General features: G+C 69.1%; 24 protein-coding genes. 8 read left to right on the top strand and 16 right to left on the bottom strand.

Features of this window, described 5'->3' with window-relative positions; genetic code table 11:
* Nucleotides 1-186 precede the first annotated feature (186 nt).
* Nucleotides 187-1,677, bottom strand: coding sequence for an NACHT domain-containing protein (locus AC31A1_RS05770; protein ID WP_489652159.1), 1,491 nt, complete (start codon nucleotides 1,675-1,677; stop codon nucleotides 187-189).
* A gap of 347 nt (nucleotides 1,678-2,024) precedes the next feature.
* Here AC31A1_RS05770 and AC31A1_RS05765 point away from each other — a divergent pair, with 347 nt between their 5' ends.
* From AC31A1_RS05765 to AC31A1_RS05735, 7 genes are all read left to right on the top strand, one after another.
* Entirely contained in the window at nucleotides 2,025-3,089 is a 1,065-nt protein-coding gene (locus AC31A1_RS05765) for an aromatic ring-hydroxylating dioxygenase subunit alpha (RefSeq protein ID WP_489652158.1), read from the top strand.
* Complete coding sequence (locus AC31A1_RS05760) at nucleotides 3,086-3,265, top strand: hypothetical protein (RefSeq protein WP_327399957.1); 180 nt, start codon at nucleotides 3,086-3,088, stop codon at nucleotides 3,263-3,265. The genes AC31A1_RS05765 and AC31A1_RS05760 overlap by 4 nt, the downstream gene beginning before the upstream one ends.
* Complete coding sequence (locus AC31A1_RS05755; protein WP_489652157.1) at nucleotides 3,262-4,197, top strand: PDR/VanB family oxidoreductase; 936 nt, start codon at nucleotides 3,262-3,264, stop codon at nucleotides 4,195-4,197. Before AC31A1_RS05760 ends, AC31A1_RS05755 begins: the two co-directional genes overlap by 4 nt.
* 217 nt (nucleotides 4,198-4,414) lie before the next feature.
* Nucleotides 4,415-5,383 carry an ABC transporter substrate-binding protein gene (locus AC31A1_RS05750; protein ID WP_489652156.1) on the top strand — a complete coding sequence of 323 codons (969 nt, stop codon included), beginning with the start codon at nucleotides 4,415-4,417 and terminating at the stop codon, nucleotides 5,381-5,383.
* The gene (locus AC31A1_RS05745; RefSeq protein WP_489652155.1) at nucleotides 5,380-6,153 is read left to right on the top strand and encodes an ABC transporter permease; all 774 of its coding nucleotides are present in this window, start codon (nucleotides 5,380-5,382) and stop codon (nucleotides 6,151-6,153) included. Before AC31A1_RS05750 ends, AC31A1_RS05745 begins: the two co-directional genes overlap by 4 nt.
* The gene (locus tag AC31A1_RS05740; RefSeq protein ID WP_489652154.1) at nucleotides 6,150-6,929 is read left to right on the top strand and encodes an ABC transporter permease; all 780 of its coding nucleotides are present in this window, start codon (nucleotides 6,150-6,152) and stop codon (nucleotides 6,927-6,929) included. Before AC31A1_RS05745 ends, AC31A1_RS05740 begins: the two co-directional genes overlap by 4 nt.
* A gap of 20 nt (nucleotides 6,930-6,949) precedes the next feature.
* Entirely contained in the window at nucleotides 6,950-7,756 is an 807-nt protein-coding gene (locus AC31A1_RS05735; protein WP_366493485.1) for an ABC transporter ATP-binding protein, read from the top strand.
* On the opposite strand, the gene AC31A1_RS05730 is transcribed toward AC31A1_RS05735, so the two are convergent.
* From AC31A1_RS05730 to AC31A1_RS05675, 12 genes are all read right to left on the bottom strand, one after another.
* Nucleotides 7,746-9,926: a discoidin domain-containing protein gene (locus AC31A1_RS05730; RefSeq protein ID WP_489652153.1), complete on the bottom strand. Its 2,181-nt coding sequence runs from the start codon at nucleotides 9,924-9,926 to the stop codon at nucleotides 7,746-7,748. The two genes, AC31A1_RS05735 and AC31A1_RS05730, sit on opposite strands and share 11 nt — an antisense overlap.
* Nucleotides 9,927-9,992: 66 nt before the next feature.
* Nucleotides 9,993-11,594, bottom strand: a complete 1,602-nt coding sequence (locus AC31A1_RS05725) for a glycoside hydrolase family 13 protein (RefSeq protein WP_489652152.1) — start codon at nucleotides 11,592-11,594, stop codon at nucleotides 9,993-9,995.
* 40 nt (nucleotides 11,595-11,634) lie between these two features.
* On the bottom strand, nucleotides 11,635-12,510 hold the full coding sequence (locus AC31A1_RS05720; protein ID WP_489652151.1) for a carbohydrate ABC transporter permease: 876 nt from the start codon (nucleotides 12,508-12,510) through the stop codon (nucleotides 11,635-11,637).
* Nucleotides 12,507-13,463 (bottom strand): carbohydrate ABC transporter permease, encoded by a 957-nt coding sequence (locus AC31A1_RS05715; RefSeq protein ID WP_489652150.1) that lies wholly within the window; start codon nucleotides 13,461-13,463, stop codon nucleotides 12,507-12,509. Before AC31A1_RS05715 ends, AC31A1_RS05720 begins: the two co-directional genes overlap by 4 nt.
* Before the next feature lie 4 nt (nucleotides 13,464-13,467).
* The gene (locus AC31A1_RS05710) at nucleotides 13,468-14,814 is read right to left on the bottom strand and encodes an ABC transporter substrate-binding protein (protein ID WP_489652149.1); all 1,347 of its coding nucleotides are present in this window, start codon (nucleotides 14,812-14,814) and stop codon (nucleotides 13,468-13,470) included.
* Nucleotides 14,815-14,924: 110 nt separating this feature from the next.
* On the bottom strand, nucleotides 14,925-15,923 hold the full coding sequence (locus tag AC31A1_RS05705; protein WP_489652148.1) for a LacI family DNA-binding transcriptional regulator: 999 nt from the start codon (nucleotides 15,921-15,923) through the stop codon (nucleotides 14,925-14,927).
* 122 nt (nucleotides 15,924-16,045) lie between these two features.
* A complete protein-coding gene (locus AC31A1_RS05700) occupies nucleotides 16,046-16,741 on the bottom strand; it encodes a GntR family transcriptional regulator (RefSeq protein WP_489652147.1) in 696 nt (231 codons plus the stop codon).
* Between the two features lie 69 nt (nucleotides 16,742-16,810).
* A complete protein-coding gene (locus AC31A1_RS05695) occupies nucleotides 16,811-17,812 on the bottom strand; it encodes a proline racemase family protein (RefSeq protein ID WP_489652146.1) in 1,002 nt (333 codons plus the stop codon).
* 40 nt (nucleotides 17,813-17,852) lie between these two features.
* The gene (locus tag AC31A1_RS05690; protein WP_489652145.1) at nucleotides 17,853-18,749 is read right to left on the bottom strand and encodes a dihydrodipicolinate synthase family protein; all 897 of its coding nucleotides are present in this window, start codon (nucleotides 18,747-18,749) and stop codon (nucleotides 17,853-17,855) included.
* Nucleotides 18,750-18,818: 69 nt separating this feature from the next.
* On the bottom strand, nucleotides 18,819-20,252 hold the full coding sequence (locus tag AC31A1_RS05685) for an FAD-dependent oxidoreductase (protein WP_489652144.1): 1,434 nt from the start codon (nucleotides 20,250-20,252) through the stop codon (nucleotides 18,819-18,821).
* Entirely contained in the window at nucleotides 20,245-20,547 is a 303-nt protein-coding gene (locus tag AC31A1_RS05680) for a (2Fe-2S)-binding protein (RefSeq protein ID WP_489652143.1), read from the bottom strand. The genes AC31A1_RS05685 and AC31A1_RS05680 overlap by 8 nt, the downstream gene beginning before the upstream one ends.
* Nucleotides 20,544-21,707 (bottom strand): NAD(P)/FAD-dependent oxidoreductase, encoded by a 1,164-nt coding sequence (locus AC31A1_RS05675; protein ID WP_489652142.1) that lies wholly within the window; start codon nucleotides 21,705-21,707, stop codon nucleotides 20,544-20,546. Before AC31A1_RS05675 ends, AC31A1_RS05680 begins: the two co-directional genes overlap by 4 nt.
* Nucleotides 21,708-21,799: 92 nt before the next feature.
* On the opposite strand from AC31A1_RS05675, the gene AC31A1_RS05670 reads away from it, so the two are divergent.
* Nucleotides 21,800-23,212: an aminopeptidase P family protein gene (locus AC31A1_RS05670; RefSeq protein WP_489652141.1), complete on the top strand. Its 1,413-nt coding sequence runs from the start codon at nucleotides 21,800-21,802 to the stop codon at nucleotides 23,210-23,212.
* A 41-nt stretch (nucleotides 23,213-23,253) separates the two neighbouring features.
* On the opposite strand, the gene AC31A1_RS05665 is transcribed toward AC31A1_RS05670, so the two are convergent.
* Genes AC31A1_RS05665 through AC31A1_RS05655 form a run of 3 tightly spaced genes read right to left on the bottom strand, consistent with a single transcriptional unit; the run spans nucleotide 23,254 to nucleotide 26,184 of the window.
* Entirely contained in the window at nucleotides 23,254-24,069 is an 816-nt protein-coding gene (locus tag AC31A1_RS05665; RefSeq protein WP_489652140.1) for an ABC transporter permease, read from the bottom strand.
* Nucleotides 24,070-24,105: 36 nt separating this feature from the next.
* Nucleotides 24,106-24,969 (bottom strand): ABC transporter permease, encoded by an 864-nt coding sequence (locus tag AC31A1_RS05660; RefSeq protein ID WP_489652139.1) that lies wholly within the window; start codon nucleotides 24,967-24,969, stop codon nucleotides 24,106-24,108.
* A gap of 3 nt (nucleotides 24,970-24,972) precedes the next feature.
* Entirely contained in the window at nucleotides 24,973-26,184 is a 1,212-nt protein-coding gene (locus AC31A1_RS05655) for an ABC transporter substrate-binding protein (protein WP_489652178.1), read from the bottom strand.
* Nucleotides 26,185-26,217 lie beyond the last annotated feature (33 nt).

Genomic DNA, 26,217 nt, shown 5'->3' with positions numbered 1-26,217 from the left:
CCGCATGCCGACGAAGGGGTGCGGTGCTGCGTTCGTGTTCATGGCTCCACGGTCGCGTTCCCGCACACGGGTAAACCAGGCCACGCCTCTCCTGGGTTTCCGGCACCCACCTTCCGGTCTTCGCTCAGGAAGGGCGGCTCTCCGAGGTGGGTTGGACCGGTCCTGCGGCGGCGTCGAAGGCATGGGTCACCTCGGGGGCGGTGCCGGGCTGTAGATACCGCGCTCACGGTCTCTCCGTGACAGCAGCATCGACAGGGCCGCGTCGTAGAGTTCCTTGCGTCCATCGGGCAGATAACCCCTGCGGTCGCGGTGGAGCGCGCAAATGAGTGCGCACATCAGCGGGTTCGTCGCCAGCCGGTCGAGTTCCTGCTTGGCCCTGACCGCGTAAAGGAGTTCCTTTCCGTACGCATCGGCACTGCCCGCCGCCTTGTGCCAGCGCTTGATGAACGCGGCGACGTCGTCACGGCTCATGGGAGCCAGGTCCAGTTCCGTGAACTTCTCGCTCGCCAGCCAGTTCTCCTGCACCGCCGAGGGACGCGACGTGACAAGCCAGTGGTTCCTCGGGTACGAACCCACAAGATCCCGCAGCCAGTTGCGGGCTTCCTCGCGTTCACCCTCGGGCATCTCATCGATTCCGTCGATGAGCATGAGGCCGCGCCCGGCGGTCAGCACCCGGTCGTACCAACCCGTGGGCTGGGCGTGCGCGATCGGGCACCCTACCGCCGAGAGAAACTCGTCCGGGGCCGGCAATCGCGCTCCGGCGCGAGTCAGGGAACGCATGGGCAGCACGAACGGCACCAGTCCGTGCAGGTACAGGAGATGCTCGTCGACGTCGCTACGGGCTGCACTCACCGCCAGCCACTGCACAAGAGTGGTCTTCCCCGACCCCGCGACCCCCCGCAGAAGGACCCGGGCACGCCCGGCCAGGACGTGTTCCGCCGGCATCGTCAACGGCATCTTCCCGGCCGCGGCCCCCGTGGCCTCCAGGCTCAGATAGGCGGCATCCAGCGGCCACGCCGCCGATGGCGTGGCCAGATCGAGGCCGAAGATGGTCAGCTTGCCATGCTTCGCCGAGATATGGCTCGCATAGCGAGCCTCGAAACCACCATCCGCCGGCGAAGGGGTTCGCATGATCAACGTGTCGATCTTCGACGACAATTCCTCGATCCGGCGACTCTGCTCGACGAGGGTGCGGGGCACGAAGGTCGATCTCGTGGTGAAGAAATGGAGGATGTGCAGGCAGGCGGTGTCCACCACCTGCGCATGCAGCAGCACCGCATCACTCGAAAGTCCGATCGTGGCGGCCTGGTTGCTCGACCGGAGGCTCCGTGACAGTTCCAGATGGCCGAGCTGAACGGCTTGGACGTCGTCCATGTCGATGTGCTCCAGAAAACACAGCGAGTGGGTGACGGCGTTCACCACGGCACGTTGCTCGAAGCGGGGAAGTCGTTCCGAGACACCGGTCGACAGCGCCGCGCGCTCGACCAACTCTTCCGCGATCTTGCGGAGTTCGACATCTGTGAGAGTCCGCTTCTCCCCACGGAACGACACCAGGCTGGAGATGCGGACAGGCTTGTCGACCAACCCCGCCCCGGGCCCGTCCGCGCGAAACAGCTTCTTCACCAACGGGCCGACGACGCTCGACGCGAGACGGGCCCCAACACTTACGGCTTCCATGGCGGCATCAGCTTAGAACTCCCCTGGGGTACAAGGCAGTTCAACCGATCACAATGCCCTGAATGATCACCAAGATGATCAGATGGTGCCAAACTGTGCCGTCACTCCGACAGAGCGAGGCACGGGAAGCCGACTGCTCATACCGGAGCCTGCGGTGGCCAGGGACACGGTCACGACGTCTGCGCCGATGGCCACCGGCAGGCAGAGCAATGCTCCGGCCAGCCCCTTCACGGAAACCCTTCCGCCTGGCAGAAGCCGCCTTGCCGACCCACTGTCCACGTCAGGACGCTGGGTCCAACCACGGCTCGCGGGGCGACGAAGCCCCGCCGACAGGGACGGGACCGCCAATGCCGCACACCACCGCCTTCGCCAGGAACCAGTGGTACGTCGCCGCCTACAGCCACGAGGTCGGCCGCGACCTGCTCGGCCGGACGATCCTCGGCGAACCCCTCGTCTTCTACCGCACCGAGGACGACGGCACCGCCGTAGCGCTGCACGACCGGTGTGTGCACCGGCGGTTCCCGCTCTCCGAGAGCCGCCTCGACGGGGACCGGATCGTGTGCGGCTACCACGGCTTCACCTACGACACGACTGGCACCTGCGTGTACGTGCCGGGGCAGAAACGCGTCCCCCGCACCGCCCGCGTCGCCTCGTACCCGGTGGTCGAGCAGGACGCGCTGATCTGGGTGTGGATCGGCGACCCGGCGCTCGCGGACCCGCAGGTCATCCCCCGCGCCCCGCACCTCGCCTCCCCCGACTGGGTCACCGTCAGCGGCATGGAACCGATCGACGCCGACTACGGGCTCCTCGTCGACAACCTCCTCGACCTCTCCCACGAGACGTATCTGCACGGCGGTTACATCGGCTCCCCCGAGGTCGCCGAGACGCCCATCACCACCGAGGTCGACGAGGGCGCCGGCGTCGTACGGGTGAGCCGGCACATGGGCGACGCGGAGTGCCCGCCGTTCTACGCCAAGTCCACCGGGATACAAGGGCGGATCACTCGCTGGCAGGACATCGAGTACCACGCGCCGTGCCTCTATCTCCTGCACAGCCGGATCGCCCCGGTCGGTGTCCTCCCCGAGGAGGACGGCAGCGACCCGAACGGCTTCCACACCGAGATCACCTACGCCATCACGCCCTCGTCGGACGGCAAGGTGTACGACTTCTGGGCGGTCTCGCGCGACTGGGCCACCGGCGACGCCGAGGTCACCGAGTTCCTGCGCGGCAACAACCACACCGTCGTCATGCAGGACGTGGACGCGCTCAACCTCCTTCAGAAGACGCTGGGTTCGGAGCGCGGCGGCTACCAGGAGCTGAGCATCAACATCGACACCGGCGGTCTCGCGGCCCGCCGTATCCTCGCCCGGCTGGTCGAGGAGGGCGCCAAGCCCGTGGAGAAGGTCCAGTGACCGCTCCGACCGGCGAGGTCTACCGCATCGACTGGCTGCCGGGGACGGACATCCTGCACGGCACCTGCCACTGCGGCCGCGAGCACACGTCCCAGGACCCGATCGAGATGTGGGAGTGGATGCTCGCCCACCCCCGCGGCCACGCCGTCGACGATGCGCAGGGAGCCGACGCATGACCACGTACGAGGTCGAACTCGTCGTAGAAGAAAGGGAGTTCGCGGCCGACGGCGTCCTCGCCCTCACCCTGCGCCACCCGCTCGGCGAGCAACTCCCCGGCTGGGAACCGGGCGCCCACATCGACGTCGTCCTCGGCCCCGGCCTGGAGCGCCAGTACTCACTGTGCGGCGACCCGGCGGACCGTACGGCATGGCGGATCGCCGTGCTGCGGGAGCCGGACGGGCGGGGCGGATCGGCGTACGTGCACGGGCAGTTGGAGCAGGGCGGCAAGGTGCGGGTACGCGGCCCGCGCAACCACTTCCGGCTTGAGCCCGCCCCCCGCTACCACTTCGTCGCGGGCGGCATCGGCATCACACCCATCCTCCCGATGCTGGCCGCGGCCGAGGCGACGGGCGCGGAGTGGAGCCTGCTCTACGGCGGACGCACCCGCAACTCCATGGCGTTCACGGAGGAGTTGAGCCGCTACGGCGACCGCGTCACCGTCGCTCCGCAGGACGAGGCCGGGCTGCTCGACCTGCCGTCGGTCCTGGACGACGTCCCGGACGGCACCCTCGTCTACTGCTGCGGTCCGGGGCCGCTGCTCGACGCGGTCGAGGCGCGGTGCCCCGGCGGTATCCTGCGCGTCGAGCGGTTCCAGCCGAAGGCCCAAGTCGCGGTCGCCGACAGCGAGTTCGAGGTCGTGCTGGAGCAGAGCGGGAAGACGGTCACCGTCCCGGTGGGCGTGTCCGTGCTCGACACCGTGCGCGCCGCCGGTGTCGAGGTGCTGTTCTCCTGCACCGAGGGCACCTGCGGGACCTGCGAGACCGATGTCCTCGAAGGCACCCCGGACCACCGGGACTCGATGCTGAGCGAGGAGGAACGGGCGGCCGGCGACACGATGCTCATCTGCGTCTCGCGCTGCCTGGGAAAGCGGCTCGTACTGGATCTGTGACGGCGCGGGCTGGGTCCGTGATGACGCCGGACGACACGGCAGGATCGCACTTCACGGCAGAGCAGGAGCGCACTTCGGTAACTGTCAACAATATTGTGAGCACTAGGCATTGACCTGGCCGCGACGGAGCCTTACGTTCCCGCTCAACACCAATTGAGCACCACTGTGCGGTGTGCGCACAGCCTGTCGGAACACCGTCGTCTGCACAGGAGTTGCCATGCGTCGTCTGCTCGTCGGCCTCGCGGCCGGATCCATGCTGGTCGCCGCGTCGGCCTGCGGTTCGTCCGGCAACGGAGCGTCGGACAACACGAGTTCGTCCACCGGCACCACCACGGTCAAGGTGGGCGTCATCCCCATCGTCGATGTCGCCCCGCTCTACCTCGGCCAGAAGGAGGGCTTCTTCAGCAAGCTCGGCCTGAAACTGTCAATGACGCTCGCGCAGGGCGGCGCGGCCATCGTGCCGGGTGTGGTCAGCGGCCAGTTCCAGTTCGGCTTCTCCAACATGACCTCCCTGATGCTCGCCGAGTCCAACAACGTTCCCGTGAAGGCCATCGCCAACGGCGTCGCCTCAACGGGCGTGTCCGGCAAGGACTTCGGCGCCCTCGTCGTCAAGAAGGGCAGCACCCTCAAGTCGGCGAAGGAGCTGGAGGGCAAGAAGGTCGCGGTCAACACGCTGAAGAACATCAACGAGACAGCCGTACGCGAATCCGTCCGCAAGGCCGGCGGCGACCCGGACAAGGTCAAGTTCGTGGAGCTGGCCTTCGACCAGATGCCGGCCGCGCTCGACAAGGGCCAGATCGACGCAGCGATGGCCGTCGAACCCGCGCTCACCACCATGCTGAACCAGGGCGCCCAGCAGATCGCCTGGCCGCTGGTCGACGTCGCGCCGAACCTCACCGTCGCCATGTACTTCACCTCGACGGCGTACGCGACCAAGAACCCGGACGTGGTCAAGAAGTTCCAGGAGGCCACCGCCGAGTCGCTGGCCTACGCCGACGCCCACCCGGACGAGGTCCGCCAGATCGTCGCCACCTACACCAAGGTCCCCGCCAGTGTGCTGGCCAAGGTGATCCTGCCCAAGTGGCCCGCCGATCCCAACCGTTCGTCGATCGAGGCGCTGGAGAAGCTGAGCGTGACGGACGGTCTCTTCAAGACGGCCCCCGACCTGGACAAGCTGCTTCCGTGAAGGGACTGAACACCGCACTCGGTGCGGCCGGGCTCGCGGCCTTCCTCGCCCTCGGCGAGGTCGTGCCGCGCGTGGGCATCGTCAAGGAGGCCTACTTCCCGCCGACCAGCAGGATCGCCTCCGCGTTCGTGGACGAACTCAAGGACGGCGCGTTCTGGTCGGCGCTCGGCGACACCCTCACCGGCTGGGCCCTGGGCCTGGCGATCGCCGTCGGCGCGGGGATCGTCGCGGGCGTCCTGCTCTCCGTCGTCCCGTACCTCCGCGAGGCGACCGCGTCGACGATCGAGTTCCTGCGCCCGATCCCCTCGGTCGCCCTCATCCCCCTCGCTGTGCTGTTGTACGGCACCGAACTCCGCTCAGTGCTATTGCTCGTCGTCTACGCCTCCTTCTGGCAGATCCTGATCCAGGTCCTCTACGGCGTCCAGGACGTCGACCCGGTCGCCGAGGAGACGGCACGGTCGTACGGTCTCGGCACCTGGGCCCGGGTCCGGCACGTGCTGTGGCCGAGCGCGCTGCCGTACGTCATGACGGGCGTACGGCTGGCGGCTGCCGTCGCGCTGATCCTCACCATCACCGCCGAACTGGTCATCGGGGCCCCGGGGTTGGGCGCGACCATCGCGGTCGCCCAGACCTCGCAGGCCGTGCCGGAGATGTACGCGCTGATCGTGGTGACCGGTCTGCTGGGGCTGCTCATCAACGTCGGCGCGCGTACCGTGGAGCGGCGGGCGCTGGCCTGGCACCAGTCGGTGCGCGGGGAGGTGGCGGTGTGAGGCGGATGCTGCTCCGGCTGCTGTTCGCGGTCGCGCTGCCGGCCGTACTGATCGCCCTGTGGTGGCTGGCGTCGGACGGCAGCACCAACGTGTACTGGCCGCCGCTGCGCACGATCCTGAAGACCTTCCCCGACGTGTGGACCGGCGACCGCCTCAAGACGGACGTCCTGCCCAGCGTCCTGCGCCTCGCGGCCGGTTACGCCACGGCGGCCGTCGTCGGTGTCGCGCTCGGCACGGTCATCGGCTCGTACCGGCGGGTGCGCGCGGTGTGCGAACCGGTCCTGGAGTTCCTGCGGGCCGTACCGCCACCGGTGCTGGTCCCGGTCATCATGCTGTTCGCGGGCATCGGCGACACGATGAAGATCGTGGTCATCGCGAGCGGCTGCGTCTGGCCCGTCCTCCTCAACACCGTCGAGGGCGTCCGCGCGGTCGACCCGGTCATGAAGGAAACAGCCCTCTCCTACGGCGTCACGGGCGTCGCCCGGCTGCGCACGCTGGTGCTGCGCTCGGCGAGCCCGCAGATCTTCGCGGGGCTGCGCCAGGCGCTGTCCATCGGGATCATCCTCATGGTCATCAGCGAGATGTTCGCGGCCACCGACGGGCTGGGCTTCACCATCGTCCAGTTCCAACGCAGCTTCGCCATCCCGGACATGTGGACGGGCATCCTCGTCCTCGGGATCCTGGGGTTCCTGCTCTCCGTCGTCTTCCAGGTGGTCGAGCGGCGGGTGCTCGGCTGGTACCACGGGCTGCGCGCGGCCTCCCGCCGGTCCCCGTGAACATCGTGAAAGGGCGGTCCATGCACGCGCAACTCGACGTATCCGGCCTGCACAAGGTCTACGAGGGTTCCGGCCGACGGGTGGAGGCGGTGCGGGACCTCACCTTCACCGTCGACGCCGGCGAACTCGTCTGTCTCGTCGGCCCGTCGGGCTGCGGCAAGACGACCCTGCTGAAGTGCATGGGCGGACTGCTCACCCCGACCGCGGGCGAAGTCCTCCTGGGCGGACGGAAGGTGAGCGGTCCGCCGCCCGGGATGGCGTTCGTGTTCCAGGAGTACGGGCGCAGCCTCTTCCCCTGGATGCGGGTCGGCGAGAACGTCGAACTCCCTCTGAAGCAGAAGAACTTGTCGAAGGCCCGACGGCGTGAGCTGGTCGCGGACGCGCTGGAGTCGGTGGGGCTGACGGAGGCCGCGGGGGCGTATCCGTGGCAGTTGTCCGGCGGGATGCAGCAGCGGGTCGCGATCGCGCGTGCGCTGGCGTACGAGCCCGAAGTCCTCTTGATGGACGAGCCGTTCGCGGCGGTCGACGCGCAGACCCGGGCCGATCTGGAGGACCTGGTACGCGGGTTGTGGCGGGAGCGCGGGATCACGATCCTCTTCGTGACCCACGACATCGACGAGGCCGTGTACTTGGGTGAGCGTGTGGTCGTGCTGTCCGCGTCGCCGACCGTCGTGCAGGAGCAGCTGAAGGTCGATCTGCCCGTGGAACGCGATCAGTTGCACACCCGGGTCGCTCCGCGCTTCGCCGAACTGCGGACCCACGTCTACGAGCAGATCCAGGCGGCGAAGCGCGGGACACTCCCGGTCCAGGACCGGCTCACGAAGTGAGATACGCCTCCACTTCGCTCAACTGTGCTGCGGGCCAGCCGGTGTTGGCGGTGACGTCGAGCCGCAGGTAGCGCAGGTTCGTGTTGCTCGGCAGGGCCACGGTGACCGTGTTTCCGGTCGCCGGGTCGAAGCGGTGGCCGGTGGAGCCGACGACGGTCGAGTAGGTGGAGCCGTCTGTGCTGCCCAGCACGGACAGCGTCTGCGTGCGGGCACCCCACGCGGAGGACGGCGGCCGCTTCAACACCAGCCTGCGTACTGCCTGGTTGGAGCCGAGGTCGACCGTCCAGGCCTGCGGGAAAGCGTTGTTGGCGGACTCCCAGTAGGAGTTCGCGTCGCCGTCGACCGCCTTGCCCGGCGTGTAGACGTCCTGCGAACCGGTCGCCGTGGCCGGGCGGCCCTTGGCGAGGTTGGTGTTCTGGTCCGGGGGCGGATTGCCCTGGCCGGGCTGCGGCCAGGTCGAGCAGTCCGACCAGGTGCTGCTCCACCCGGAGTTGCCGCCGCCGTCGGTGACGGTGAAGACCCCGGAGCCGGACGGGTAGGGGCAGTTGTAGACGCCGGCCGCGCCGACGCCGGTGGCCTGCACGTTGCTGAACCTGGCCGCGCCCTGTGCCTCCGCCTGGACGACGACCGTGCCGGTGTTCTGCACGGTCGCCCCGCTCACGGTGACGTTCCCGGTCGAGTAGCCGTGCCCGCCACCGGACACGAACTCGAAGGCGCTGTAAGGGCTGTTGGTGATGGTCGTGTTGGTGATGTTGACGGTCGCGTTGACGGCGCTGTCGTAGGAGTCGACGCGCAACGCGCCCATGGGATGGCCCCAGTTGGGGTTGATCGCGCCGGTGCGGACGAGGGTGTTGCCGTCGACCGTGATGGTCCCGGCGAGCGGGGAGAAGGGGTCGAGGAACTTCTGGTTGGAGATCGCGATGCCGCTGCCGAGGGCGTTGGTGTCGGAGACCAGGTTGTTCCTGACCGCGATGTTGGTGCCGCCGTAGATCGCGATGCCGTTGGCGAGGTTCGGCTGCGAGATGGTGTTGTTCTCGAAACTGCTGTTGGTGTCCGGGGAGTTGAGCGACCACATGGCGAGGGAGTCGTCGCCCTGGTTGCGGAGGAAGTTGTTGCGGACGATCACGCCGTGGGCGCTGCCGTTGAGGTTGAGGCCGTCGGCGGTGGTGTCGAGGATGCGGTTGTTCTCGACGACGAGGTTGTCGTTGTTGCCCGTCAGCCAGAGGCCGACCTTGAGGTGCTGGATCCACATCCCGGAGACCGAACTGCCCGGTCCCAGCGACCCGTTGACGAAGTTGTCGGGGTTGGAGTCGACGCGTTCGGTGACCTCGCCGATGACGGCGAAGTCCTTGATGTGGACGCCGCCGGAGGAGCTGGACTGGTCGATGAAGCGCGAGGTGTGCACGACCGAGTACCACTGGCCGGCGCCCTGGAGCGTCACGTTCTGCACACCGCTCAGAGAGGAGGTGAGCCGGTAGTCGCCCGGCGGGATCCACACCACTCCCCCTTGGGCGGCGGAGACGGCGTCCCGGAAGGCCTGGGTGGAGTCGCCCGCGCCGCTGGGGTCGGCGCCCTTGGAGACCACGGACACCGAACTGGCGGGCTGCGCGGCGGCTCCGGCGACCTGCTCGAAGTCGGCCACGTCGACGGTGACTTGGGTGCCGGTCGACACGAACGCGACCTTGTCGCCCTGCTGCACGTTCCGGCCGAGCAGGAGCCGGGAGTTGTCGAAGAAGTGGTGCGTCTTCGCGCCCGCGATCCAACTCGTGTCGACGTATGCGTACTTGGACGTCACGGCGAGCGTCTTGCTGATCTTGACGCCGTTGACGTACACGTCGAGACTGCCGCTCTGGCCGTCCGGGACGTTGTACGACACGTTCACGGCGTTGGCCGCGCGCGGCACGGTGAACTCGACGCGTTGCCCGGAGCCGAGCCGTACGGCCTGCCGTCCGGAGGCCTCGGAGGCGAGGGTCCCCTGGGTGTAGTCGGGGCCGATCTTGGTGCCGGTGGTGGTGGCCGACTCGGCCTCGACGGACGTGAAGGGGAGGCTGGCGCCCGAGGCGGCGTGGGCGGCGGCGGGGGTCAGGGCGACGAGCGTACCGGCGGCGAGCGCGACGGCCGCACCGATCATTGGCAGGCGCCTGACAGATCTGAAGGTGGTGCTGTGCATGTGCTGATCCCTTCGAGGTGGGGGTGCGGGGATAGCGGATGCAGGGTGACGGCCGAGGGCCGGCGGCTATGCGGTGCGCAGCCAGGCGGCCGTGTCCCGCGGCAGGCGTCCCTGGTCGTCCAGGGGGCCGCTGGTCAGCAGGAGGTGGATGTGGGCGGGGAGGTCGGCGGGCGTGTCGGCGAGGTTGACCACGCAGGTCACGCCCTCCGCGCGGGCGAAGGCGAGGACGCCGTCGGGGGCGGGCAGCCAGGTGAGGGGGCCGTCGCCGAAGACCGGCCGGAGGCGGATCGCCTCGCGGTAGAGGTTGAGCATGGAGTCGACGGTCCGCTGCTGACGGTCGACCGCATACGATGTCCAGCCGACCGGCTGCGGCAGCCACGGCTCACCGCGCGAACCGAAGCCCGCGTACGGTGCTCCCTCGGTCCAGGGCAGCGGCACCCGGCAGCCGTCGCGGCCGGGGTCGGTGCCGCCGGACCGGAAGTACATCGGATCCTGTATGCGGTCGACGGGCAGCTCCACCTCGGGCAGTCCCAGCTCCTCCCCCTGGTAGAGGTAGACCACCCCGGGCAGGGCCAGCGAGAGCAGGGCGGCCGCCCGTGCGCGCCGGGTGCCCAGCGCGAGGTCGGTCGGGGTGCCGAAGGCCTTGGTGGCGAAGTCGAAGCCGGTGTCGGCGCGGCCGTAGCGGGTGACCGTGCGGGTCACGTCGTGGTTGCACAGCACCCAGGTGGCGGGCGCGCCGATCGGGGCGTGCTCGGCGAGGGTCTCGTCGATCGAGGCGCGCAGTCGGTCCGGGTCCCAGGGGCAGGACAGGAAGGCGAAGTTGAAGGCGGTGTGCAGTTCGTCGGGGCGGAGGTAGCGGGCGAAGCGTTCGGTGTCGGGGAGCCAGACCTCGCCGACGAAGACGGCGCCGTACTCGTCGGCGACGGCCCGCCAGGAGCGGTAGATGTCGTGGAGTTCGTCGCGGTCGACGAAGGGGTTGGGGTCGCGGCCCTCGACGAAGTCGGGCAGGTCGGGGTCCTTGGCGAGCAGCGCCGCCGAGTCGATGCGGACCCCTTCGACACCGCGCTCGAACCAGAACCGCAGGATGTCCTCGTGCTCCTGACGCACCGCCGGATGGGCCCAGTTGAGGTCGGGCTGTTCGGGGGTGAACAGGTGGAGGTACCAGTCGCCGTCGGGGAGGCGGGTCCACACGGGTTCGGTGGAGCCGGCGAACTGCGACGGCCAGTCGTTGGGCGGGAGTTCACCGTGCTCTCCGCGTCCCGGACGGAAGTGGAACAGCTCGCGCTCGGGGCCGCCGGCGAGCGCGGCGCGGAACCACGGGTGCTGGTCGGAGACGTGGTTCGGCACGATGTCGACGATCGTGCGGATGCCCAACTCCCGTGCCTCGGCGATGAGTTTCTCCGCCTCGGCGAGCGAGCCGAAGGCCGGGTCGATGGCGCGGTAGTCGGCGACGTCGTAGCCGCCGTCCTTCATCGGTGACAGGTACCAGGGGTTGAACCACAGGGCGTCCACGCCGAGTTCGGCGAGATACGGCAGTCGGGAGCGGACGCCCGCGAGGTCGCCGGTGCCGTCGCCGTCGCCGTCCGCGAAGCTGCGGACGTAGACCTGGTAGATGACGGCGGAGCGCCACCAGTCGTCCTGGCTCTGGGCAGGGGTGGGCTGTCCCACGGTGCTGGCCTTTCTGTCGGGGGCGTCGAAGGGGGCGGTGTCAGCCCTTCGTGCTGCCCGCGCTGATCCCGGCGATGATGTGCCGCTGGAAGACCAGGAACATCGCGACCATGGGGATGCTCGCGATCACCATCGCGGCGATGAGCACGGTCAGTTGGATGTTCTGGGACAGCTGGACGAGTGCCACGCTGATCGGCTGTTTGTCGGTGTCGGAGAAGACCATCAGCGGCCACAGGAAGTCCTGCCAGACGGCGACGAGCGCGAAGATCGACACGACGCCGAGGACCGGGCGGGACATGGGCAGCACGATGGACCACAGGATGCGGAGCTTCCCGGCGCCGTCGATCTCGGCGGCTTCCATGACGTCGCGCGGGAGCTGGTCGAAGAACCGTTTGAGGAGATACAGGTTGAAGGCGTTGGCGACGGCGGGCAGCCAGATGCCGAGCGGGCTGTTGAGGAGGCTGGTGTGGATCAGCGGGAGGTCGGCGACGGTCAGGTACTTGGGTACGACGAGTGCCTGGGCCGGGACCATCAGCGTCGCCAGGATGCCGCCGAGGATCAACTTGCCGAAGGCGGGCCTGAGTTTGGACAGGGCGTAGGCGGCGGCCGTGCAGAGGACCAGCTGGAACGCCCAGGCGCCGGCGGCCTGGACGACCGTGTTCCACAGGTGCTCCGGGAGCTGCATCAGGTCCCAGGCGTCGGTGTAGCCGCTGAGGTGCCAGTGGTGGGGCACGATCGTGGGCGGAGTCTGCGCGATCTCGTCCGGCGACTTCATCGCGCCGGTGACCATCCAGTAGACGGGGAAGAGGAAGGCCAGGGCGAAGAGCACGACGACGCCGGTGAACACCGTCCAGTAGACGGCCTTTCCGCGCGGCCGGGCGAGGCTCGCCGGGGAGAGCAGCGTGCGGGTGGTCACAGGTCGTCCTCTCCGGAGCGCGTCAGCCGCAGATAGAGGGCCGAGAAGACGCCGAGCAGCACGAGGAGCATCACGCTGAGCGCGCAGGCGCCGCCGAAGTCGTTGTAGAGGAAGGCGTATTTGTAGATCAGGTAGAGGACGGTGACGGTGGCGCTCTCCGGTCCGCCGCCGGTGATGACGAACGGTTCGGTGAACACCTGCATCGTGGCGATGATCTGAAGGAGCATCAGCATCAGGATGACGAACCGGGTCTGAGGGACCGTCACGTACCGGACGCGTTGCAGGAGGCTCGCGCCGTCCAGTTCGGCGGCCTCGTACAGCTCGCCGGGGATGGACTGGAGCGCGGCCAGGTAGATCAGGACGGTGCCGCCCAGGTTGGCCCAAGTGGCCACGATCACCAGGGAGATGAGGGCGGTGTCGGTGCCGTTGGACCAGTTCGAGGTGGGCAGGTGCAGGAAGCGCAGCGTCTCGTTGGCGAGACCGGCTCCCGGGTCGTAGAACCACTTCCACAGCAGGGCGGTGACCACCGGCGGGATCATCACCGGGAGGTAGACGACGACCCTGAAGAAGGCCTTCCAGTGCCTCAACTCGTTGAGGACCAGGGCGAGTACGAACGGGATCGCGAAGCCGATGAGCAGGGCCAGCAGGGTGAAGACGAGGGTGTTGCGCCAGGCGGCGGTGAACTCGGGGTCGTGCCAGACCTGGGTGAAGTTGGCGGTGCCGACCCACTCGGGCGAGGAGCCGGGCGTGTACTTCTGGAAGGCGATCACGACCGCTCGGATCGCCGGGTACCAGGAGAACAGGGCGAAGCAGATCAGGCCGCCGATGAGGAAGGCGTAGGCGCGGGCCTGGTCGAGGAGGCGGCGCCGCCTCGGGCCCCCTGCCGGGGGCGGCGCCTCGACCTGTCGAACTGCCGTCGTCTCGACGGGACTTCGGGTGGCCGTCCGGGTCATCGGGTCAGCCCCGGGCCAGGATGCCGTCGATCTTTCCGGAGGCGTCCTTGAGGAGTTGGTCGATGTTCGCGTCCTTCTTGGTGAGGACGGCGGAGACGGCTCCGTCGAGAACGGAGTAGATCTGCTGGGCGTCCGGCGGCTCGATCTTCATCTGGAGGGACTGGTTGCCGTCGAGGAAGGCCTGGTAATTCGCCACCGGGACATTGGAGTTGGCCTTCTTGACCTGCTGGTCCTTGGCGTCGGCTGCGCCGGTGAACAGCCGCGGTTCGGGCAGTCCGACGGGCGCGTTGGCCTTCTTGGCGCGGGCGTAGTCGCCGAGGAAGCCGCTGCCCGGGGTGAGGAACATGCTGTCGAGCCACTTGAGGCCGGCGCGGATCTGGGCGGGCGTGTCGTGCTTGTTGAACATGTAGCCGTCGCCGCCGATGAGCGTGCCCTGGCCGCCGGGCATCGGGCCGAGGGCGAGGTCGTCGTAGTTGCCGCCCTTCTCCTTGACCAGGATCGGGATGTTGTCCGGCGCGGAGAGGTACATGCCGAGCTTGCCCGAACCCATCAGCTGCTGCACGTCGTTGATGACGAGGAGCTGCTTGCTGCCCATCGAGTTGTCGGTCCAGCGCATGTCGTGCAGGTTCTGCAGGACGGCGTGACCCTGCGGGGTGTCGACGGTCGCCTTCTTGCCGTCGGCGCTGACGACGTCGCCGCCCTGGGAGTACATCTCGGCGGTGAAGTGCCAACCCCCTTGGTTCTGGGCGCTGTAGTCGGCGTAGCCGATGGTGCCGTTGCCGAGCGCGGCTATCTTCTTGGCGTCAGCCCGGACCTCGGCCCAGGTCGTCGGCGCCTTGTCGGGGTCGAGTCCGGCCTGCTGGAAGAGCTTGCGGTTGTAGATCAGGCCCATCGAGTAGCCGGTGCGCGGGATGCCGTAGATCTTGCCGTCGACGGTGTAGATGTCACGCAGCTGCTTCTGCAGCGTGTCGTAACTCTTCAACTCCTTGATGTACGGAGTGAGATCGGCGGCCTGGTTGATGTCGACGACGTGCTTGGCGTCGGTGAAGTACGTGTAGAACACGTCCTCCATCTGGCCGCCGGCGAGTTTGGCGTCGAAGGTCTTCGGGTCCTGGCAGGGGAACGCGTCGTGAGTGACGACGTCGATGTCGGTGTTCTTCTTCTCGAAGGCCGCGACGTCGGAATCGAAGAACTTGCGGTCGACCTTGGCGCTCTTGGGCGGTTCGCAGTTGACCGTGATGCGCGTCTTGCCGCTCGCCGAGTCGTCGCCGGACCCGCAGGCGGAGGCAGTGAGCGCGAGAGAACAGACGCCGATCGCGGCGAAGGTGCGGCGGAACCCGGTGCTTCTCATCGGTGGACCCCTCTGGGCAGGAGCGGTGGGCGCCGCACACTCAAGCACCGCCGACACCTGTCCGCAAGATGTCGCGCAGAATCTGTAATTATTCGACAGTGCGCTGACGCTCAGCCGCGCGGGGCTTGCGCGGTGGAACCACGCACTACCAGTTCCGGTTCGAAGAGCAGCTCTTCGGCCGGTACGGCGGTTCCGCCGACCTGTGAGTTCAGCAGCTCCACGGCGGCCCGGCCCATGGCCTCGATGGGCTGGCGGACGGTGGTCAGCGGGGGCCCGGTGCAGTTCATGAGGGCGGAGTCGTCGTAACCGACGACAGAAATCTCTGACGGGACATCAAGTCCCTTGCGGCGTGCGGCCCTTACCGCGCCCAGGGCGAGGGGGTCGCTGGCGCAGATGATGCCGGTGACGCCCCGGTCGATCAGCCGGGAGGCCGCCGCGTGACCGCCCTCGATGGAGAAGATGGCGCGGGCGACGAACTCGTCGGGCAGGTCGTTCGCGAGGGCCCGCGCGGCGGCCAACTTCCTTGCGGACGGCATGTGGTCGGCCGGCCCGAGCACGAGCCCGATGCGTTCGTGGCCGAGGGAGGCGAGGTGGCGCCAGGCCTGCTCGACGGCGACCGCGTCGTCGCAGGACACCGCGGGGAAGCCGAGGTGGTCGATGGCCGCGTTGACCAGGACGACCGGGATGTTGCGCTCGGCGAGCAGCCGGTAGTGATCGTGCGGCGCGTCCGCCTGCGCGTAGAGCCCGCCGGCGAACACCACGCCGGAGACCTGCTGTTGCAGCAGCAGCGTCACATAGTCGGCCTCGGAGACACCGCCCTTGGTCTGGGTGCACAGCACCGGGGTCAGGCCGAGTTGGGCGAGCGCGCCGCCGATCACCTCGGCGAAGGCGGGGAAGATGGGGTTCTGCAGCTCGGGCAGCACCAGACCCACGAGCCGCGCGCGCTCCCCGCGCAACTGCGTCGGCCGCTCGTAGCCGAGAACGTCCAGGGCGGAGAGCACCGCCTGCCGGGTGGGCTCGGAGACTCCGGGTTTGCCGTTGAGCACCCGGCTGACCGTGGCCTCGCTGACCCCGACCTTCTTCGCCACCTCAGCAAGTCGTCGCGTCATGTGCGCAAGAATAGCGCAAGATACGCAAGTGGTTTGCGTTATGGCTGAGCCAGATCCGGCGACAGGCGACTCCCCGAGCCGGTCAGCGGCTCTTGGCGCCCGCCAACGGCTCTCGGTGCCGGTCAGTCGTGGGCGGCCCACAGACCCCGGACGTGCCCCAGGTGCCGGGTCATGATCTCACGCACGGCATCCTTGTCACGGTCCAACAGCGCGTCCAGAAGCTCCAGATGCTCCTGCGCGGAGGACAGCAGGCGTCCCGCCTGGACGAGGGCGGTCAGGCCGTAGAGGCGGGAACGCCCCCGCAGATCACCGACGACCTCGACGAGGTGGGCGTTGCCCGCGAGCGCGAGCAACCCGAGGTGGAAGCGGGTGTCGGCCTCGACGTACGCGATGAGGTCACCGGCCACGGCCGCGTGGACGATCTCCCGGGCGGCCGGGCGCAGCGCCTCCAGCGAGACGGGGTCTGCGGTCCCGGCGAGTCCCACCACCGTGGGGATCTCGATCAGGGCGCGGATGTGGGTGTACTCGTCGAGCTGCTTCTCGGAGACGGCGGTGACCCGGAACCCCTTGTTCGGGACGGTGTCGACCAGCCCCTCCTTGGCCAGGTCCAGCATGGCCTCGCGCACCGGGGTCGCCGAGACACCGAAGCGGGCGGCGAGCGTCGGCGCGGAGTACACTTCGCCCGGCCGCAGCTCCCCCGCGATCATCGCGGCCCGCAAGGCATCGACGACCCGCTCGCGATAGCTGCTCTTCTTGCCGCCCAGCGTGGGCAGATCCGGAGCGGTGGCCGGCGGGGCGCCGACTCGTTGGACGGCCATCGGAAGTCTCCTAGTGGTGCAAGGTCACACACGGTGCAATGTCACGCGTGACCGGCCATTATCCCGGATCTAGAGGATGAATCCGCCCGGGAACGGATCGGCGGGATCGAGCAGGTACTGGGCGGTGCCGGTGATCCAGGCCCGGCCGGTGAAGCTGGGCAGGACGGCGGGGAGACCGGCGACCTCGGTGGTGTCGAGGAGCCGTCCCGTGAACTGGGTGCCGATGAAGGACTCGTTCACGAACTCGGTGTGCAGCGGGAGTTCACCGCGCGCGTGGAGCTGCGCCATGCGGGCACTGGTGCCCGTGCCGCAGGGTGAGCGGTCGAACCAGCCCGGGTGGATCGCCATCGCGTGCCGGGAGTGCCGCGCGGTGGCGCCGGGCGCGTACAGGTGGACGTGATGGCAGCCGCGAATGGAGTCGTCCTCGGGGTGGACGGGCTCGTCCCGGTCGTTGATCGCCTCCATGAGGGACAGGCCCGCCTTGATGATGTCGTCCTTGCGGGACCGGTCGAAGGGCAGCTCGAACTGGTCCAGCGGAAGGATGGCGTAGAAATTGCCGCCGTACGCCATGTCGTATGTCACCGTCCGCCCGTCGGCGAGTGTGATCTTGCGGTCCAGGCCGACGGAGAACGACGGAACGTTCTTGAGGGTGACGTTCTTCGCGGCACCGTTCTCCACGGCGACTTCGGCGACGACGAGTCCGGCCGGGGTGTCGAGCCGGATCGTGGTGACCGGCTCGACGACCTCGACCATGCCCGTCTCGACGAGCACGGTGGCCACGCCGATCGTGCCGTGCCCGCACATCGGCAGATAGCCGGAGACCTCGATGTAGACGACACCCCAGTCGCAGTCGGGGCGGGTGGGCGGCTGGAGGATCGCACCGCTCATCGCGGAGTGGCCGCGCGGCTCGTTCATCAGGAACTGCCGGATCTGGTCGCGGTGTTCGCGGAAGTACAGCCGCCGCTCGTTCATGGTCGCGCCGGGGATCGTGCCGATGCCGCCGGTGATCACGCGGGTGGGCATGCCCTCGGTGTGCGAGTCGACGGCGTGCAGGACGAGTTTACTGCGCATGACGCTCCTGATGAATGCCGGTGAACCATTGTGCCGTTGTCTATGCGAGCCCGGCCGCGACCGCCTTCTCGGTGGCGGCGCGCACCGCGGCCTCCTGCTCGGGCAGCAGCGGGACGCGCGGCGGACGGACCGGGCCGCCGTGCCGGCCGACGATGTCCATGGACAGCTTGATGGCCTGCACGAACTCGACCTTGGAGTCCCAGCGCAGCAGCGGGTGCAGCTGCTCGTACAGCTTCTTCGCCGTGGCCAGGTCGCCGTCGAAGGCCGCGTGGTACAGCTCGACGCTCGCGGCGGGCAGCGCGTTCGGGTAGCCGGCCACCCAGCCCTTCGCACCCGCGAGCGCGAGCTCCAGCAGGACGTCGTCGGCGCCGATCAACAGGTCGAGTTCCGGGGCGAGTTCGGCAAGCTGGTACGCGCGGCGGACATCGCCGGAGAACTCCTTGACGGCGTGGATGTACCCCTCGCCGTGCAGCTTCGCGAGCAGCTCCGGCACCAGGTCGACCTTGGTGTCGATGGGGTTGTTGTACGCCACGATCGGCACGCCCGCCTTCGCGACCTCCGCGTAGTGCGCGAGGACCGAACGCTCGTCGGCGCGGTACGCGTTGGGCGGCAGCAGCATCACGGAGGCGCAGCCGGCGTCACGGGCCTGCTCGGCCCAGCGGCGGGACTCGGCAGAGCCGTAGGCGGCGACACCGGGCATCACGCGCGCGCCGCCGATCGCGGCGACGGCCGTCTCGACGACCTTGGCGCGCTCCTCGGGCGTGAGCACCTGGTACTCGCCGAGCGAGCCGTTCGGCACGACACCGTCGCAGCCGTTCTCGACGAGCCAGGCGCAGTGTTCGGCGAACTTGTCGTAGTCGACGGCGAGTTCGTCGGTCAGCGGGAGCGCGGTGGCGACGAGGACGCCGCGCCAGGGGCGGTTCGGGGTGGTGGTCATATGGAGTCCTATCTCAATAGCGCGTGTCTCATGGGCGCGTGACATTTCACTGATGAACGGGGCGTACGGTCAGTCCGGCCCGGCTTCGGGCTCTCCGGCACGGGCCAGCACCCCGAGCGGTACGGGCCGCGCGAACGGCCGCCGGGACGGGGTGAGTTCGCACCCGGCCAGCCCCGCGACAGCGGGCCCGCACATCCGCCCCTGGCACCAGCCCATCCCGGCCCGCGTCAGCAGCTTCACGGTGCGTACGTCACCGGCGCCGAGCCCGTCCACGGCCTCGCGGATCGTTCCCCCGGTGACCTCCTCGCAACGGCAGACCACGGTGTCGTCGGTGACGAGATCGGTCCAACGGGCTGGCGGTGCGTACACGGTGTCGAGGGCGGCGAAGAACTCCCGCAGTTTCCTACGGGACTTGGCGGCCGGCGCCCAGGTGCGCGGGTCGGGTTCGGCGCCGTTCAGGCGTGCTGCGGCGGAGCGTCCCGCGATGTGACCCTCGGCGAGGGAGAGGGCCGCGCCGCCGATGCCGGTGGTCTCGCCGGCCGCCCAGACGCCGGGGACGTCGGTGCGCTGTTCGTCGTCGACGTGGACGTCGGTCCCGTCGAGCCGACAGCCAAGGGTCTCGGCGAGATCGGTGTGCGGAAGCATGCCGTGACCGACCGCGAGGGTGTCGCAGGCGATACGGCGTTCGGTGCCGGGCCGGACGCGCCCGTCGGTGTCGAGTGCGGCGACGGTCACCGCCTCCAGCCGCTCGTCACCGTGGGCCTCCACGACGGTGTGCCGGGTGAGCAACTGGACGTCGTGGCGCAGGAGTTGAGCCGCGTACTGGGCACCCTCGGCGACCTTGCCGGGCTGTGCGGCGAGCGCGCGGGTCCGCCGCACGAACGCCTTGGGGTCGGCGGACTCGACGAGCGCGGCCACCTCGACACCGGCCGCCGCGAGGCCGGTTGCCACGGGGAGGAGGAGCGGGCCGGTACCGGCGACCACGGCGGTGCGTCCGGAGACGGCGAGTGTGCCCTTGAGCATGGCCTGGGCGCCGCCCGCGGTGAGGACTCCGGGAACGGTCCAACCGGGGAACGGGAGGACCTTCTCGTAGCCGCCGGTGGCGAGGAGGACGGCGTCGGCGCGTACCTCGCCCGGGGTCTCCTGAGCGGGGCCGAGGAGGGCGTGCACGGTGAAGGCGTATCGGCCGGCATCTCCGGCTTGTTGCTTCAACCTCCGCTCCACGAGCCACACATGATGGCCCGTCAAGTGTGTTGCGCGGCCTGCCTCTACGTGTTGCGCGAGGGCATCCCCCAGTCGCTCCCACGTCCGCCACTGGTGGTGCAGGGCCTGCGGGCGTCCGGCGTTCAGTTCGGCGGCGGGCTGTCGGTAGAACTGGCCGCCCGCCCGCGCCGCCGAGTCGATCAGGGTGACACGGACGCCGTAAGCCGCGGCGGCGACGGTGGCGGCGAGTCCCGCCGGGCCCGCGCCGATCACGGCGAGGTGCGGTCGGTCGTCAGTCATCGTGGCCCGTCCCCTCCTGCGTACGGATGGCGTCGCCCGGGTGCAGGGACACCAGGCAAGCCCGTTGGTTCGGGCGGGAGTTGACGGTGACGAGGCAGTCGTAGCAGACGCCGATCCCGCAGAAGACGCCGCGTGGGCGGCCCTCGCCCCGGGTGGTGCGCCAGGACGTCACGCCCGCCGTCCAGAGTGCGGCGGCGACGGTCTGGCCGGGGAGGGCCTCGATCTCGCGGCCGTCGAGGGTGACCGTGAAGGCCGGGCCCGGGTGGGCGTCGGCGAGGTCCAGTGGGGAGTTCACGCACCCTCCTTCTCGGGGAAGTCGGGGAAGCGGTCGGGCCGGAAGGATGCCAAGTCAAGGTCCGGGGTCTTGCTGCCCAGCGACTGCGCGATCAAGTGCCCTGTGCCGGTGGCGAGTCCGATGCCCGCGCCCTCGTGTCCGCAGGCGTGGACGAGGCCGGGGACCCGGGGGTCGGGGCCGATGGCGGGGAGGTGGTCCGGCATGTACGGGCGAAAGCCGAGGTAGGAGCGCATCGCGTGGACGTCGGACAGGAATGGGAACAGTCTCGTCGCGCCCGCCGCCAGCGCCCGTACGACCGGCAGCGAGAACTCCCGGTCGAAACCGACGCGTTCACGGCTCGCGCCGATCAGGACCGGTCCAGCGGCGGTGCCCTCCACGACCGGTGAGGTCTGCAGGGCGGCCGAGTCGCTGGCCACGTCGGCCACGTAGTCGGCGGCGTACACCTTGTGGCGGACCAGGCGTGGCAGCGGTTCGGTGACGAGGACGAAGCCGCGGCGCGGGAGGACGGGGAGGGTGACTCCGGCGAGGGCCGCGAGTTCGCCGCCCCAGGTTCCCGCGGCATTGATCACGGTCGGGGCAAGGATGTCGCCCCGGTCCGTGCGGACGCCGTCGACCGTGCCGTCCGTCTTGAGGAGTACGTCCGTCACCGTGCGGCCGGTGAGCAGGCGGGCGCCCGAGGCCCGGACGAGGTGGGCGGCGGCCAGGGCGGGCATCACCTGGCAGTCCTGGGGGTAGTACACGCCGCCCGGGAGGCCGGGGGCGAGGTGGGGTTCGAGGGCGTACAGGGCGTCGCCTTGGACCGGTTCAACGACGACTCCCGCGGTGCGCTGCCGCTCGGCGAAGCCTTCCAGCGCGGCGAGCCCGTCGGGCGTGGAGGCCACGACGAGGCCGCCCTTCGCCTCGTACTCGACGAACTCCCCCACTTCTTCGGCGAGTTGCGCCCACAGCCGGCCGGAGAGAAGGGCGAGGTCGAGTTCCGGGCCTGGCTCCTTGTCGGAGACGAGCAGGTTGCCCTCGCCGGCCCCGGTCGTGCCGCCGGAGACCGGGCCGCGGTCCACGATGACGACGTCGAGGCCCGCCCGGGCCGCGTAGAGGGCGCAGGCCGCGCCCACCATTCCGGCTCCGACGACCACGACATCGCAGGTCAGTCGCTTGCTCACAGCAGTACTATGTCACATGACTCTCTAACTGGGTATGTCCCCACGCGGATCTCCCCACCCGCATGTCACCACACACGGAAGAGGTGCCCGACGTGGCCAAGGGCCGAAAGAACGGTCTGTACCGAGGAATCCCCGACGAGCTGTCCGCCCTGATGCGGACCGGCTGGGCCGACACCGAGCGCACGGATCTGGAGCCGACCGAGCAGGCGCCGCACGCGGCGCGCCGCCGGGCCGCGCTGTCCGCGCTCTTCCCGGGCGAGCGCCTCGTCGTACCGTCCGGGAACCTCCTGATCCGCTCGAACGACAGCCACCACCCGTTCCGCCCGTACTCCGGGTATGTGCATCTCACCGGCGACCAGGCACGCGACGGCGCCCTGGTCCTGGAGCCCCGCCCCGACGGCGGGCACGACGCGCACTGCTACCAGCTCCCTCGCGACAGCCGGGACACCGACGAGTTCTGGACCGGCTACACCGCCGAGCTGTGGATGGGCCGCCGCCGCTCGCTCGCCGAGTCGGCACTGGTCCTCGGGCTGCCCTGCCGTGACATCCGCACGATCGCCGAGGACCTGGCGAAGACGTCCGGGACGCCCACCCGCATCGTCCGCGGCGTCGACCCGGTCCTGGACGCCGCACTCGACACCGACGAGGAACGCGACGACGAGTTCGAGTCGGCCGTCTCAGGGCTGCGGCTGATCAAGGACGCGTGGGAGATCGGCGAGATGCGCCGGGCCGTCGACTCCACGGTGCGCGGATTCACCGATGTCGTACGGGAGTTGTCACAGGCGGTCGCCACCTCGGAGCGCTGGATCGAGGGCACGTTCTTCCGCCGGGCGCGTGTCGAAGGGAACCATGTCGGCTACGGCTCGATCTGCGCCGCCGGTGAGCATGCCACGATCATGCACTGGACCGACAACGACGGCCCGGTCCGCCCCGGCGAACTCCTCCTGCTGGACGCGGGAGTCGAGACACACAGCCTCTACACCGCGGACGTCACCCGCACCCTCCCGATCAACGGCACGTTCTCCCCGGTCCAACGCACGGTCTACGACGCGGTGTTCGAGGCCCAGGAGGCCGGCATGGCGGCGGTGAAGCCGGGCGCGCACTACCGGGACTTCCACGAGGCGGCCCAACGGTCGCTGGCCGAGCGGCTGGTGGAGTGGGGCTTCATCGAGGGGCCGGCCGAGCGGGCGTACGAGCTGTCGCTCCAGCGGCGGTTCACGATGGCGGGCACCGGGCACATGCTCGGGCTCGATGTCCACGACTGCGCCCAGGCGCGGAGCGAGGAGTACGTGGACGGGATCCTGGAACACGGCATGGTGCTCACCGTCGAGCCGGGCCTGTACTTCCAGCCCGACGATCTGACGGTGCCGGAGGAGTGGCGGGGCATCGGCGTCCGGATCGAGGACGATCTGCTGGTGACGGCGGACGGCTACGAGAACCTGTCGGCGGGGTTGCCGCGTTCGGCCGATGAAGTCGAGGCGTGGATGCGGGAGTTCGCGGGCTGAGTGCGCCGACTGGTCACCCCGGCCGGCGGGGTGACCGGTCGTCAGACGCGGCTTGCGGTGGCCGTGTCGGCGGACAGTCGCTGGGCGACGTAGATCGGGAGCACGGAGAGCAGGACGAGCACCGCGGCCACCACGTTGACGATCGGGGCCTGTTGGGGCCGGGTCATGTTGTTGAAGATCCAGATCGGGAGGGTCTCGATGCCGGGCCCGGCGGTGAACGTGGTCACCACGATCTCGTCGAAGGACAGCGCGAACGCGAGCAGTCCGCCCGCGAGGAGCGCCGAGCGCACCAGCGGGAAGGTGACGTCGACGAAGGCGCGGAAGGTGTCGGCGCCCAGGTCCATCGCGGCTTCCTCGTACGACCCGGAGGTGCGCCGGAGCCGGGCGACGACGTTGTTGAAGACGACGACGATGCAGAAGGTGGCGTGCCCGACGATCACCGTGAACAGCCCGAGGCCCACCCCGAGCGGCTCAAGTACCGTACTGAACGCCGAGTTGAGGGCGATGCCCGTGACGATGCCGGGCAGCGCGATCGGCAGGACGACCACGAAGGAGATGGCGTCGCGGCCGAAGAAGCGGTACCGGGCGACCGCGAAGGCGATCAGGGTACCGAGCACGAGGGCGATGGCCGTGGCGCCGAGGCCGGCCTTCACGGAGACCCAGAGGGCCGCGCGGGCACCGGAGTTCTGCCAGGCGACCGACCACCAGTGCACGGTCAGGGTGGACGGCGGCCAGCTCGCGCTGCGGTCCGGGTTGAGGGAGTTGACCAGGACGAGCAGGAGCGGGACGTAGATCACCGCGAAGCCGAACCCGGCGGCCACGCGCAGGGCGATACGCGCGGAACGGGAGAGCTGCATGACATGTCACCCCCTTCGGAGGCGGTCGAGAATCATCTACAGGCTGCTGAGTGCGCCCGTGCGGCGCATCGCGAGCAGGTACACCACGATGACGACGACGGGGACGGTGCCGAGGGCGGCAGCCATGGGCAGGTTGAGCTCGATGTTGGAGTAGACGAGGTTGCCGATGAGCTGGGTCTTGCCGCCGACGATCTGCACGGTGATGTAGTCGCCGAGGCTGAGCGAGAAGGTGAAGACCGAGCCGGCGGCGACGGACGGCAGCACCATCGGCAGGACGACCGACCGGAAGGTCCGCCCGGCCCGCGCGCCCAAGTCGGCTGACGCGTCAAGGAGGTTGGCGGGCAGCTGCTCCAGCGCGGTGTGGATCGGCAGGACCATGTACGGCAGCCAGAGGTACGTCAGGGTGAGGACGGTCGCGGGGAGTCCGAACCCGGGTCCGCTGAGGCCGAACGGCTTCAACGCCCAGTCGGCCAGGCCGCCTTGGGACAGGATGAGCCGCCACGCGTACACCTTGACCAGGTAACTGGCCCACAGCGGGGTGAGGATGGCGACCACCAGCAGCGGGCGCCACCGCGGCTTCGCGACGCGGGCCGTGTAGAAGGCGAGCGGGAACGCGATCACGGCGCACAGGACCGTGACGGCGAGCGCGACGCCGATGCTGCGCAGGATGACCTGCCGGTACACGGGCACCGTGAACAGCTCGTGGAAGTTGTCGGTCGACCAGACCTTCACCACCTCGGAGGTGAAGGAGTCGGTCGTCCAGAACGCGGAGACGAACAGCACGCTGAGGGAGCCGAGATAGAGCACGGCGAGCCACAGCAGCGGTGCGGTGAGGAGCAGGGAGAGCCGTAGCCGGGGGCGCCGGTACAGCGCCCCCGCGGTCCGGTTCAGCAAGGACATGTCTCAGCCCTTGATCTCGGTCCAGGCCTGTACCCACTTGGCGTACGGCACGCACTTCACGTCCGTACGGCCGTCGAGGCACTGCTCGATGGGCGTGTTCCAGAAGGCGATGTTCTTCCAGTACGCGGTGTCGGCGGCGTGGTAGGTGGTGCAGAAGCTCTTGTCGCTGGTCTCCTCACAGGCCTTCGCGTTGGCGGGGGCCTCGCCGAAGTACTCGGCGACCTGGGCGTTGACCTTCGGGGAGACGATCCAATTGAGCCACTGGTAGGCGCAGTTGGGGTGCTTGGCCTTGGCGGAGATCATCCAGGTGTCGGACCAGCCGGTCGAGCCCTCCTTGGGCACGAAGGCCTTGATCTTGGTGCCCTCGTCGGCGGTGAGGTTGGCGATGACCTGCCAGGTGGTGCCGACCACGGAGTCGCCACTCTTGAAGGCGGAGATCTCCTTGAGGTAGTCGCTCCAGTACTCGCCGATGTCCGCGTTCTGCTTCTTCAGCAGGGCGACGGCCGCGTCGAACTGCTTCTGGTCGAGCGCGTAGGGGTCCTTGATCTTCAACTCGGGTTTGGTGGCCTTGAGATAGAGGGCCGCGTCGGCGATGTAGATCGGCGAGTCGTACGCCGTCACATGGCCCTTGTACTGGGAGGCGTCGTCGAAGACCGCGGCCCAGGAGGTCGGGGCGGGCGTGACCTTCTGGGTGTTGTACATCAGCAGGTTGGCGCCGCGGCCGTGCGGGATGCCGTAGGCCTTGCCCTTGACCGAGTTCCAGGCCTGGAGCTTCAAGTCCGGGAAGATGTCCTTGTAGTTGGGGACCAGGCCGGTGTTCACGGGGGCCGCGTCGCCGGAGGCTATGAGGCGCAGGGAGGCGTCGCCGGAGGCGGAGACGGCGTCGTACTCGCCGGTCTTCATCAGCTTGACCATCTCGTCGGAGCTGGCGGCGACCTTGGAGTTGACCTTGCAGCCCGTCTGCTTCTCGAAGTCGCTGACCCAGTTCACCTTGGGGTCGTTGGAGCCGTCCTCGACATAGCCGGCCCAGGCGATGAGGTTGACCTCGCCCTCGCTCTTGCCGAGCTTCGACTGGGCTTTCAGATCAGGGGGGTTGAGGCCGCCGGACGAGCTGCCCGTCGAGTCGGAGGAGCCGCAGGCGGTGGCGGCCAGCACGAGCGTGGCCACGGCGGCGACGGCCTTGAGGGTTGGGGTGAGGCGCACGACGTTCTCCATACGTGAAAGGACGTGGGAGGAGCGGGGTCGGGG

This window comes from Streptomyces sp. P5F9, from assembly GCF_057961495.1.
This window is presented reverse-complemented; position numbering and strand designations above follow the sequence as displayed.